The sequence below is a fragment of the Legionella rowbothamii genome (genome assembly GCF_900639985.1).
Lineage (GTDB): Bacteria > Pseudomonadota > Gammaproteobacteria > Legionellales > Legionellaceae > Legionella > Legionella rowbothamii.
In genome coordinates this window covers 69,155-81,415 of the sequence record NZ_CAAAIM010000010.1, presented here as the reverse complement: position 1 = coordinate 81,415, position 12,261 = coordinate 69,155, and the positions used below count along the sequence as shown (strand labels likewise).

Genomic DNA, 12,261 nt, shown 5'->3' with positions numbered 1-12,261 from the left:
GAGAATATATATGAAGTTGTTTACTCAAAAACCAATAAATAATGAAGAAAAAGAAAAACGTGTCCAATTTTTAAAAAATATTCATTCGTTATTGTCTAGCGATCCCTCAATGCGTAGTGAAGAGAAACAAAAGATATTGATTGGCGCATTGTTGTATACAGGTCTTACTAAAGATGAAGTGCAAGAAACAATCTCAAATAAATATAATTAATATTAACAGAGGCGGAACTTTATACATCAAATATGGCTGCTATCAGCCATTAATAGGATGGAATCTTAATTGAAATCATCATGAATGACAACTATAAAATTAAAGTGGGAACAAAGTTGTCACAAAACAGGTCCGACGTACACACCAGGCCAATGAATTGATGAGACAGAGTTATATCATCGAGGACGTCTGGAGACAGGCAATTGCACTCAGGGCTGTCCAGATAAATGCGGCTTAAATAACCCCAGGGCTTTTCTGCACCTAAAGCGTTAATATGATCTTCTAAAAACTGGCGTATTGTATTTTTTTCTTCTTCTTTTAAACTATTTAAAAAAACATGGGTGTGTTGTGCTATGGGTAGAATAGTGTCTTGCGCAAAATCTTGCTTGAGCCATTGGACCAACCTCCAGCAGAGAATAAAATCTTTTAACGGCTGATGTTCGGTTACTATCTGGACAGTCGGTAAAGTTAAATTGAAGAGTTCCATTAATTCTGAATAAGGGCGCAAATGCAAAGACTGGCCGCTTAAATCAAGCGACTGCAATCCTTTAGGCAACGCATTAAAAATTGCTTTTAATTCATCAAGACTTTTATTGCCAGGGTAGTTCCAGCTTAAGTTTAAATTAACAATTTGTTTCTGGAATACGCCTTAACATCTCCAATAAATCTGCATGTTCCATTTGGTAGAGTGCGGATTCACTCAAATCAAGAGAGCTCTCTTCAGGGCTTAGAGCCAAAATCTTATTGATTATTATCTCGTGGGTAGGCAGCATATATTTTATACCATAGGAAAAAATATTATTGTATCACTTCTGGTTATTAAATGATCATTGGTATTTTATAAAGGCGAAAGCAATAAAGTGTGGGCTGCACTATAATGAGCGATTCCAGGAAGAAAAACCGAAGGTGGATTTGGTGACAAAAACCTTACCAACCCTATAGGTTACGCTTCAGAGCGAGGTGGTAGAAGCGCTTTTTTTTATAATATTGTGTTAAAATAGGTCATAATGATATTATGAATACCTATATACATTACAGGAACTCTCAATGGCCGTTGAAAAAAATGAATTAGCACGTCTTACTGCAAAAGATGGAACGCATGACTTTGCCCATTCAGCCAGCGTGGCTGCAGGATTAATGGCACTGGAAAGGAGGTATGGTTTTAAAGTTACTGAAAAAGAGCGTGAGGTGGTTGTAAATAACCAAATCAATAAGACCAGATGCTTGGAAGAAGATTCATTAAATGACACATACCTTGCTTGTCATCAAGAGATGTTTCGGGCTCTTAATCTTGCAAAAGATATGCCTGAGTTCGCTCACCTTCAGCCATTAATCACTCGATTGGAAGCAAAACTGCCGGAAGTTTTTCCTAAGACCATGGTTACTGAGGCCTATCAATGGGAGCAAATGGATAATATTGTATTGAATCCGTCCACAAGAGAGATAGGTTCGCGCATTTTTCCTTTGCATTATGTATTTATTGTTATCTGGACTGCACTTAACGATGACCGTGCTTTTATAGGCAACTACTCTCCTAATGATGATAAAAGTGCCCTGGAACAAGCGCAAGCAGATCGTTCTCATCGTCTGTTAACTTTTTTTAAAACAATGGATGCGAATATCCAGGATAGGACGTGCTCGCAGGGGGCTCGCAATGCCCTGGTGCTCTGCCTGAATAAAATCCACCCTGATGTTGATATGATTGAAGATCTTGATATCGCTTTAAACGCCGAGTTTCTTCGCCTTTTATCCGAGTATTTTTCACACTATCTTGATAATTTATCGGAGGAGCGTGCGCAGGCAGTGCAAGCCAATCTGCTTGCCTGGATACAGGATGATTCCGGAGCCCTTGGCCCTCTTCCTGTGACTCTGACGCTCAATCCCACCATGGCACTGACAGAGTTCCTGATGCACCATGGCGTACCGCTGGATAAGAAGGTCGAGTCCTTAATGAATACAATCATCGCCTATCAACCGCCAAGTCTCGAGCTCAGCAAGTACCCTGCCATTTCAAAGACACTGCATGCGCTTTATTTTTTGGTAAATGTAACGAATAATTTAGAGTCGAGCACGCAGGAAAAGCCGGATTATTTAGAGGATTTACGTACCCTTATTGGCTGGATAAATAGCGAACACAACCATTTTCTTAGCGATGCGTCGCAGCAAGAGCAGCTGATTTTGACCGCCCAGCTGGTTCAATGCATTGATTTTTTAACTAAAGAGAAAACCTTACTTGCTGTAATGGGATTATACTCCGAAGCTGAAAGTGACAGCAAAAAAGAACAGGCGGTTGCTTATTTACAGCAATGTATCCGCCAATTTAGTGAGAAGCAGCCGCAGGCTGTAGAGCCCTCCCGTTCTTTTGTAGAAGAACTTCTTGCTGTAGAACAAAAAGCATTAAAAGACAGTGGCAAAGCATTTATTGAGAATTTTTTTGCTTTGTGGTCCCAAGGAATGAATTGGGAAAACAAACATCTTCGCCACCCTTTGTACCGTTTTGTATGGAGCCACAAGCACTTAATACTTTTAAGCGATGATTCGTTGCGAACACTAATGAATCAATCCCTAAGCAATGGTGAGACCTATTTTTCTCCCTATGAAATCAATCGTGTTGTATTGCATGCATTGATGACGCCTGTGGCCCAATGGAGTGATTTATTCACCGAAGTATTTGAAAAAACATTAAGCCTCATAAAGCCTCAGAGCAGCGATACCGCTAAGACAGCTACCTTAAAAGCATCCTCCTACACACCGAGCTTAATCAATCAATTGATGTTGCTTGACGTGCTAAAAAAAGGCAATCCTTTACCAAAAAGCGAGAATGACTTGTTGTGGATGCCCTTTGGGACTTTAGCGGTGCAAAATAAAGAGCAGTTATTGTCTGTGCTGTATTCTATTCCCGGGGAGTTATTTGCTCCGTTCGTTGAGAGCTTAAATGAGCACAAACTTCCGCTTATTAGCATGGAGGGTGATTTTATATGGCTCTTAAAATACCTTAGTCCGCAGCAAATCACTGATCTTGTTGCTGCCATACAAGGTCAATTGCCAGAGCTGATTCAAACGGTTGAGTATTTTACGAGGGTCTTGCAGCACCTTTATCCGGAACAAATCACTACCCTTATTACAGGCATGCAAGCTCAATTGCCAGCGCTGATTAAAACGAGTGAGGATTTTGCGAGGGTCTTGCAGTCCCTTAACCTGAAGCAAAAAATAGCATGTGTCGCAGGTATGCAAGGTCAATTACCAGCGCTGATTAAAACGGTTGAGGATTTTGCGTGGGTCTTACTAGTTCTTAATCCGGAACAAATCACTACCCTTGTTGCTGGCATGCAAGATCAATTGCCAGCGCTGATTAAAACGGCTCAGGATTTTGCGTGGGTCTTGAAGTATCTTAATCGAGAACAAATCACTGTTCTTGTGGCAGGTATGCAAGGTCAATTGCCAGAGCTGATTAAAACGGTTGAGGATTTTAAGAAGGTCTTGCAAGATCTTAATCCGGGGCAAAAGGTAGCTTTAGTCGCAGGCATGCAAGGTCAATTGCCAGAGCTGATTAAAACGGCTAAGGATTTTGCGTGGGTCTTACTAGTTCTTAATCCGGAACAAATCACTACTCTGGTTGCAAGCATGCAAGGTAAATTACCAGCGCTCATTCAAACGGCTAAGGATTTTGGGTGGGTCTTTGAGTATCTTAATCCGGGGCAAAAGGTAGATATTTTGCAAAGTATGCAAGGTCAATTGTCAGTGCTCATTCAAACGGCTGAGGATTTTGGGTGGGTCTTGCAGTATCTTAATCCGGAACAAATCACCACCCTTGCTACAGCCATGCAAGATCAATTGCCAGCGTTCATTCAAACTGCCAAAGATTTTTTACAGATTTTCTGCTATACCTACATGCGCCTAAGTGCTGTTCCTGAGCCCATTACTCCACAAATTACTGTGCCTATTTTATCTTCATTGGCTAAAGAAAAGCCTGACGTGTTTTTTGAAATCCTTAAAACAGACAATAGATTTATCCTGAATGAATTAACTAACATCATTTCATCAGACAGTTTGGAAGGCATTATTGTGCATTTATCAGAGGATAGTATGAATCAACTACGTGACCTTACGGCCACTCACATAGCCACACCCCACTATTCATCCCACTATTCCTATTCGAATGCCTTTTTCAAAGGCGAAAGCAATAAAGTGTGGGCTGCACTAAATGAGCGATTCAAGGAAGAAAAACCGAAGGTGGATTTGGTGACAAAAACCTTACCAACCCCATAGGTTACGCTTCGGAGCGAGGTAGTAGAAGCGCTTTTTAAAATAGGACATAATTATATTATGAATACCTATATACATTACAGGAACTCTCAATGGCCGCTGAAAAAAATGAATTAGCACGTCTTACTGCAAAAGATGGAACGCATGACTTTGCCCATTCAGCCAGCGTTGCTGCAGGATTAATGGCACTGGAAAGGAGGTATGGTTTTAAAGTTACTGAAAAAGAGCGTGAGGTAGTTGTAAATAACCAAATCAATAAGACCAGATGCTTGGAAGAAGATTCATTAAATGACACATACCTTGCTTGTCATCAAGAGATGTTTCGGGCTCTTAATCTTGCAAAAGATATGCCTGAGTTCGCTCACCTTCAGCCATTAATCACTCGATTGGAAGCAAAACTGCCGGAAGTTTTTCCTAAGACCATGGTTACTGAGGCCTATCAATGGGAGCAAATGGATAATATTGTATTGAATCCGTCCACAAGAGAGATAGGTTCGCGCATTTTTCCTTTGCATTATGTATTTATTGTTATCTGGACTGCACTTAACGATGACCGTGCTTTTATAGGCAACTACTCTCCTAATGGGCCTAGCGCTCCGGAACTTGCGCCCTGATGCAAAATCTAAAATCTCATATGGGAAAATCCCCAATTACATCGTTATACTTATCTTGTGCATTAGCTAGGCTTAACTTGGAGTATATTTCAAGAGAATCTCTTTTAGCATGGCCTGAATAAGGTTGAATAAAAGCGTCATCAATGTTTTGCTTCTTAAGCCAAGTAAACAAAAAATGTCTTAACTTGTGGGGGGATATGGATCGCTCAATACCTGCAAGCTTAGGTTAAATCAATGTCGCATAACTGTATATTAATTAATTCGCTGACTCTTATCCCTGTATAAAGCAAAACTTTAACAATCAGCATCGGTATAATGTCGTGAGATTCCCAAACAGTTTTATAAAAGAGTCTAATTTCATCCTCAGTGGGAACGTAAGGTAAGCGTTTGAGTGTCGTTGTTACTTCGATATTAAGATTTTCTCTTACGAACCGGAATACATCTCGAAGATAATCATAATTAGGATTTTGTGTTTTCAGCAGACTTGAAACCTTCTGAGCCATTTTTTTAGCTGATATATGTTCCATTATGCAGCTGCCTTATAATGAAGATGAGGAAGGCGTGTTGATAAATCCAATGGAAATAAACCATACGGGTTAACATGTTCGTAAATAAGGGGGGTTAATGCTCGTTTATCCTCCTTTGTCAGTATATCTTTTAAACCATGCTCTTCTATAATTTGCTGAATCATTAACGTATTGATATAAACCATTGATAATTGCAAAAGATGTAGGGACATTACAGATAATGTTTGAGCCTTTTCATGGTTAGATGAAATTTCCCCAGCGCGGCCATAAAAAATAAACTTGCTAACGCCATTCCAAAGCTCAACAACATTTAATCCTTCCTGAATTTCCTGTCGGATGGATTCGTGCATTAAATAATTACAAATGAAAATAGTTTTTAATACCTTACCTAATTGAGATAATGCCATATAAGTTGGATGTTTTAAGTTGTTTTGGTTAAAACGTCTGAGGATAGATTCTGGATCAGCATGGCCTGCCTTCATTGCGGCAGTATATTTAACTATTTGACCATATTGTTCTTTAATTAACTGCCAATTAATAGTGTCAGTCAAAACTGGCTGTAAATCTTTATATAGTTGATAATCACCAAGTTCACATTGTGCTAATCTTTGTTTATTCAAATTGGCAAGCCGTGGCATCAAGGAAAATCCTAAAAGATACGAGAAGGCAAAACCAACTTCGCTTTGGCCATGAGTATCTACATAATTTTTTTGAACGGACATTTCTGTGCAGTGTCTTAAAACACCTTCAATCATGGCTGAAACTTCAGAGCTTGACACACTTTTTAGTTGTGAGTGAATACAACAGGCATTTTTTTCAACATGCCAGTAAATCATCACGCCTCTTCCTCCATAGCGATTATGGTATTCTGAAATCAGATTTTGAAAGTAGGCTGAAAACTGCGTGGAATCACTGGCAACAGCTATTGGCATGCCGCCCCAAATCTCTTCTAGCCTTATTTTAAATAATGCATTTGCTACTTTACTCTGTGCATTTTTTAAATTATCAGGGGATAAAAAATAGTTTTTAATATGTCTAAGCTGGTGGTCACTGACATGCGGATTTCCAGCGCACATATGTTTTAATCCAACATTTGTGCCCATCCCATAGATAGAAAGTAAGATCCTTTCTGAAATTTCATTTGGTTTTAAATAGGTTTTCTGGCCATAAGAAATAGGGGTTTCGGGACGTATTTTACAGATTTAGCAGGTGGCATATTATGTGAATAATCAACCCCCTCATTACCAGCGCTTAAATATCCGTAAAATGCAGCGCATTATAATTTACATTAAACAGCATGCTTCAACACATCACACACCCATGAGTTTAGGCTCATGCCAGAATGTTTGGCTGCTACATAGGCCTCACGATGGAGCTCTGGAGAAATTCTCAGATTGAATTTCCCTGAAAACGGTTTTTCTGGCTTTTCGTTTCGCTCATGACAAAAGTCAATATAGTCATCTATTGACTCAACAAATGCCTGTTTTAGCCCATGCGCTGTATCAGCCTGGAACGTAATCACATCTTTAGTATTAATAACTTCACCCACAAAAAGTTCATTTTCGTCATCAAACTCTACATGACCAAGATAACCTTTATAATTTAACATGGCTCTACTCCTGCTTCTTTCAGTAAACGCCTCATTGAAACAACCGCTCCCTTATCGGCCTCTTTTTTAGGATGAGGTCGATGAAAAACAGCCCGAACACCATTCAGCGCTATACGTACTCGTGATCCGCGCCCCTCAGATAATTCGGCACCCAAGCTAATAAGCAACGACTCGATATCCTTCCAGATAATGCTGGCATTCACTGGCGTTTCAAATATGCTGTGCAGCACTTTTTTATGTTTAGCTTTCATTGGTTAATGATACCATATTATAGTACTATTTCAAGTGATTCAGGAGGATATTAAATCCGTTCTTAAATATCCTCAAAGTGATAAGTGCCATAAATTTGAATGTGTTTAAACATTAGCGCGGATATTTTTTGTAAGTGCTCGCTTGGAATATCGAGTCCTTCTGCTCGAAGTTCGTCAACTATGTGTTGTATGTGATGGGTATTCCATACTAAAACAGCATTGGATACCAAACTTAAACAGCTGGCCTTATTCATAATTTCCTCATAATCACTGGTTTTAAAGGCTCCTCTGTTTAGAAAAAATAATTTCTTGGCCAGATGGTGTCTTGACTCACCATGATTGAGGTGTAAATGAACTGTATAACGAAGATCTTTGTCTGCAATATAGCGCAAGATATAAATGGATTTAATGATACGTCCCAAAGCTCTTATTGCTTTAGATACATTATCAGTTCGATTGGCCAATTTCTGGATTATCACATGGGCTGGAGCCAGGCCATTCTTTAATGAGGCGACAATACGGACAATTTGATCCCAATATTTACGAATAAGTTCAATATCCACTGCACCATGAAATACTTCATCCAAGTCACCATAGCTCATTGCATCATCAATTTTATAAATATTTTGCTCGGCTAAATCCTTAAGCCTTGGATGAAAAGAAAACCCATTTAAATAGAGCAGAGCAAAGAGATGCTCAGTAAAGCCATGTGTGTCGGTGCTATGAAACTCAGGATTGAGCAGAGTATCATTCTCTAATAACCCCGTGAGCACAAAAGAGGCTTCTCTTTCACCAGTTGAAATAACCTGGGTACCAAAGACACCATCTTTTGTCACGTGCGTATAGATAGAAATCGCACGCTCATAATATCCGTAGTATCTTGGATAATAAGAGGAGAGAAAAAACTTTCTCTCAATGGGGTAACGCTCACCATCCGAGGTTGAATAAGAGCCATCCGTCATTTCCTCACTGATTGGATAAGTCAATAAATGATTAATTAATCGACGATTAACCTCTTTGATGCTGTCTTGTCGTAGATAAACATGAGATGCGTTGGTCAGCGCATCAATGCTGATGCCAACAGCGCTGGTTCCCATTCCAAACAGCCCAATATTGGTTGCATGCGCAAGGATTGCCGCAAGCAATGGCTTTAATGGAAATTTTATCGGTTGCGTGTGTGCATAAAAAGGAGTAAATCCTTCCATGCAGCCTGACATTTTGGCGACTTCTGCCAAGAGTTTCTCAATTCTAATGGCAGGCATCCTGGACTGTATTAACTTACGTAATTTGACCACTTCAGGAGGAATAACCAGGGCATCCTCTTTGGTGAAACAAAATTTACCCTCTTTAATTGTTACAAAATCATTAGTGGGTAAACTCTTACTGGCATTTGTGGCTACTCGATGATATTCCCCCCGTAGTGTCTCCAGAAGTGTATCAAAATCATTGGGTAGCGCAAGCTTAAGGTACTGTTGTTCTCGCTCGTTTTCCCAGGGCTGCTCACCATAAACCGTGTCCCAAAAATAACGATTATTACGACTTTTTGAAAGATAAACATCACCCGCGCTGATTTTTTTCTTGAGGACGTAATAAAAACCCATTTCCCAGTGATGGGCTTTGATTTCCCCATTCTCATCAAACACCACATCCTTCCACATTTTTGGCAGAAAGTCTGTTGGCACAGCAGCAGGAAGTTTTTTAATCTCGCCATTGTGAAGTTGACGAAGAAGCTCAAGTGCCTCCATTAATGAACTTAACCCAACACTTGCGCTGAGCTTTAAGTTTAAAAATCGTTTTGAAAATTTTCTGACATAGGAAAATCGGTTAACGATATGATCGGTAACTCCAGAGGACTCCAGCTTATCGATGGCCTCACAGGCACTGGCTGTTTCAAGCATTGTGTCTTCATTAAACTGGGTCACAAATTCCATGAGGGTTAACTGCCCAACTGATGCTTGGGAATAAGCCTGTTTAATGAACTCACTAGCGGGTTTAAATTTCCCTTTATTTTTTCTGGATACTTTCTCGCGCTCGGCGGTTACTTCATGGGTAGCGTGTCGATTAATGTCCAAAAATATTCGCTTATATACATAAACAAGGTAATCAAGAATGGTTTTAGCCGTTTCATGCAAAAAACAAATAATGATGGCTTCTTGTTTTAATTTAGAAGCCATATCACGTAGCTGGGCGGCATCATAGTAGCGACCTTTTTGAGCCAGTTCATTAATGACCTCGGGGTGTATTGCTGACAGATTGCAGTCCAGAATCCCTAACTGCTCAATTTGGTCAAAATAGTCAAGGTACTTATTCATCACTTCGCTATTGGCATTCTGGGGCGATGTTCTAAGTTCCGCTAATTGAGCATAGGCTTCTTTGTGTTTTGGTGTGATTAATTGATACAATTGTTTCCGTTTACCAGGAGCTAAGCTTTCTGCAATACTTCGATGAAATCCCTCAACCGCTTTATTCACTTTCTGGCTTACCAGGCGACCTAATACTAAGGACGATGGCAACTCAATGCGGCTCAATTTTAAGTGATTAATAGCCAGGGCGATCAGTTGTTTTTTGTCCATGGTTTCTTGGCGCAAGAGAACCACAAGCCATTCCTCTAATTGAAGTTGCGCGGACTCATTAAACTCAGTATATCCAAGATAATTACGAATTTTTTCTTGCTGAATATAACTATGTGAGTTTTTATCAAAGACAGGTGTAACTGAAAGTGGTTGCCCGAGTTGTTTGGCAAGATAACTTAAGGCGATAAACGGTACTGTATCGTCTTTGCCAATAAATCGCCCATAAGCCCTTAAGTGGCAAAGAAGAGCGGCAAATTTAATACTTTGATTTGTGGTTTTGTTAATAAACTGAACATCACTTTCAGTGAGTGTCCAGTCAATGGCTAACTGATCTTCCGTAATCTCAATCGTGGTTTGCATCGATATTTATCCCTGAACGTTCGATATGCTCTGCTAATTTTTCTTTTGATGCTCTCGTATAAATGGCTGTAGTGTCAATGGATTCATGCCCCATGAGCATCGCCAATTCAACAAGACATCCTGGATTAGCCTGTAAAAACTGAACCGCAAAGGTATGACGCAACGTATGGGCCGTGACGTTAATTCGTGTAATATTAGCCCGGATGGCGAGTCCACTAATCAGTTGTTGTAGGGCTCTGACGGTTCCTGAAACCCTGCGCTTAGTAGTAAATAATGAATCATCAGCTTCAATAGCATCTCGTGTTTCTAAATAGCTGGTTAATGCCCTGCGTGCCACTGAATTCAATGGAACCTCCCTGTGCTTCCTACCTTTCCCATCAACAATACTGACAAAGCCCGAACGTTCTCTAATAACTACGTCTCTGAGTATTAAATTTTTTACTTCTGCCACTCTTAAACCGGCTTGTAACATGAGTTGCACAATGGCATAATTTCTTATTGCAAGGCCATGAGTGGAAAGGCCCGCGGCTCGTAACAAAGCATGAATTTCTTCTTTGTTTAATGCCTGTGGTTTAGTGGTCGTCACTCGCTTCACAAAATGAATAGCTGATGCTGGATCATCAGAAATCAGTCGGGTTTGCAAAGCCCAAGCATAAAATCGTTTTAATACCTGAATGTGGTGGTTAATGGTAGCAGGTTTGCGTCGAAGTACTTTGGAGACATATTCTCGATAAGCACGAAGATCATTGGATGTCACTTCGATAAGACTAACATCTTGTTGATAAAAATCTAATACCCAAGTAGTAAATACTTTTATTCCTTGGAGATAACTGGTAATTGAGGCAAGTGACAAATCCTGCTTTTCCAGTACGGTTCTAAATTCATTGAGCAAGTCATCATGATTCATGTGCGTGTATTATGTGAATAATCAACCCTGGAGTTAGCATAGCTGTTTGCTTCGCATAATACAACTAAAACGGCTTATATTATTCATATATAATCAGTTATGTGAATAATTTTGGGGTCAGAAATAGGAGTTTTTGAGATGAAATTGAATTTTAGAAGTTTGGAAAATAACCTTTAAATTCATAATGTTAAATTAAGACCTGCGAATTCTGTAAAATGCTTCCCCAAACCCCTAATATGATTTATGAACCTTCACGTTTTAATAATGTTGCCGTATTAGTTGTTGATTATTCAATGCCCAATATTAATGGCATTGAATTTTGTAAACAACTAAGTGATAGAAACATATACAAGATACTACTAACAGCCGAAGCTGATAGTGATATTGCAATCAACGCTTTTAATGATGGGATTATAGATAAATTTATATTAAAGACACATGTTAATTTATTTGAACAGTTGAAAGTCTATATTAATGAGTTAACAAATAAATATTTTATTAATTTTTCACGTGATTCGCTTAATTATGGTGGTGGATCATTAAAATCATTATTAAATAATGATTCATTCAAAGATTTGTTTAATCAAATTATTAGAAAAAATGATGCAATCGAATACTATCTTATTGATCGGTTAGGAAGTTTTTTATTTTTGACAAGAGATGGTAAACCAACATGGTTGCTCATATCAGATCAAGATAAAATTAACAGCCAAGTTGATTTATTAAAAGATTATTCTTTTCCAGACGCACTGATCAAAAAAATAAAAGAAAAAGAAAATATATTGTTCTTATTTTCAGAAAGTGAATATAAAGAAGACCTGGCTGATTGGAAAAAATATATTTTTGAGTCAAAAAAATTAGATGATAATTACAATTATGGTGTCGTAGTAGGAAATTTAACTAACTCGATTCATTGGAACAAAGTGGTTTCATATAAATGAAC

The 12,261-nt window shown here is 38.9% G+C and carries 12 protein-coding genes; 4 read left to right on the top strand and 8 right to left on the bottom strand.

The annotated features are described in order from the left end of the window. Positions 1 to 10: 10 nt before the first annotated feature. Positions 11 to 211 (top strand): hypothetical protein, encoded by a 201-nt coding sequence (locus E1P08_RS14645; RefSeq protein WP_133137742.1) that lies wholly within the window; start codon positions 11 to 13, stop codon positions 209 to 211. Between the two features lie 91 nt (positions 212 to 302). Here the strand turns inward: E1P08_RS14645 and E1P08_RS14640 are convergent, their stop codons facing one another. Continuing rightward, entirely contained in the window at positions 303 to 767 is a 465-nt protein-coding gene (locus E1P08_RS14640; protein WP_133137741.1) for a hypothetical protein, read from the bottom strand. Between the two features lie 491 nt (positions 768 to 1,258). Here E1P08_RS14640 and E1P08_RS14635 point away from each other — a divergent pair, with 491 nt between their 5' ends. After that, positions 1,259 to 4,480, top strand: a complete 3,222-nt coding sequence (locus tag E1P08_RS14635) for a phage tail family protein (protein WP_133137740.1) — start codon at positions 1,259 to 1,261, stop codon at positions 4,478 to 4,480. A gap of 89 nt (positions 4,481 to 4,569) precedes the next feature. Continuing rightward, on the top strand, positions 4,570 to 5,091 hold the full coding sequence (locus tag E1P08_RS14630; RefSeq protein ID WP_133137739.1) for a hypothetical protein: 522 nt from the start codon (positions 4,570 to 4,572) through the stop codon (positions 5,089 to 5,091). 16 nt (positions 5,092 to 5,107) lie between these two features. Here E1P08_RS14630 and E1P08_RS17795 read toward each other — a convergent pair whose 3' ends face one another. The 7 genes from E1P08_RS17795 to E1P08_RS14600 all read right to left on the bottom strand — a co-directional run bounded on the left by E1P08_RS17795 (position 5,108) and on the right by E1P08_RS14600 (position 11,318). After that, positions 5,108 to 5,263, bottom strand: a complete 156-nt coding sequence (locus E1P08_RS17795) for a hypothetical protein (protein ID WP_423202244.1) — start codon at positions 5,261 to 5,263, stop codon at positions 5,108 to 5,110. Positions 5,264 to 5,312: 49 nt separating this feature from the next. Then, positions 5,313 to 5,618, bottom strand: a complete 306-nt coding sequence (locus E1P08_RS17360; RefSeq protein WP_207387377.1) for a hypothetical protein — start codon at positions 5,616 to 5,618, stop codon at positions 5,313 to 5,315. Beyond that, on the bottom strand, positions 5,618 to 6,754 hold the full coding sequence (locus E1P08_RS14620) for a transposase (protein ID WP_278043071.1): 1,137 nt from the start codon (positions 6,752 to 6,754) through the stop codon (positions 5,618 to 5,620). Before E1P08_RS14620 ends, E1P08_RS17360 begins: the two co-directional genes overlap by 1 nt. A gap of 152 nt (positions 6,755 to 6,906) precedes the next feature. Beyond that, entirely contained in the window at positions 6,907 to 7,227 is a 321-nt protein-coding gene (locus tag E1P08_RS14615; RefSeq protein ID WP_133137737.1) for a type II toxin-antitoxin system HicB family antitoxin, read from the bottom strand. Next, a complete protein-coding gene (locus tag E1P08_RS14610) occupies positions 7,221 to 7,478 on the bottom strand; it encodes a type II toxin-antitoxin system HicA family toxin (protein ID WP_133137736.1) in 258 nt (85 codons plus the stop codon). The genes E1P08_RS14615 and E1P08_RS14610 overlap by 7 nt, the downstream gene beginning before the upstream one ends. A 62-nt stretch (positions 7,479 to 7,540) precedes the next feature. Beyond that, positions 7,541 to 10,411 (bottom strand): Tn3 family transposase, encoded by a 2,871-nt coding sequence (locus E1P08_RS14605; RefSeq protein WP_133137735.1) that lies wholly within the window; start codon positions 10,409 to 10,411, stop codon positions 7,541 to 7,543. Beyond that, positions 10,395 to 11,318 (bottom strand): tyrosine-type recombinase/integrase, encoded by a 924-nt coding sequence (locus tag E1P08_RS14600; RefSeq protein ID WP_133137734.1) that lies wholly within the window; start codon positions 11,316 to 11,318, stop codon positions 10,395 to 10,397. Before E1P08_RS14600 ends, E1P08_RS14605 begins: the two co-directional genes overlap by 17 nt. A 215-nt stretch (positions 11,319 to 11,533) precedes the next feature. Between E1P08_RS14600 and E1P08_RS14595 the strand changes: the two genes are divergently transcribed. After that, a complete protein-coding gene (locus tag E1P08_RS14595) occupies positions 11,534 to 12,259 on the top strand; it encodes a response regulator (protein WP_133137733.1) in 726 nt (241 codons plus the stop codon). Positions 12,260 to 12,261: the final 2 nt, after the last annotated feature.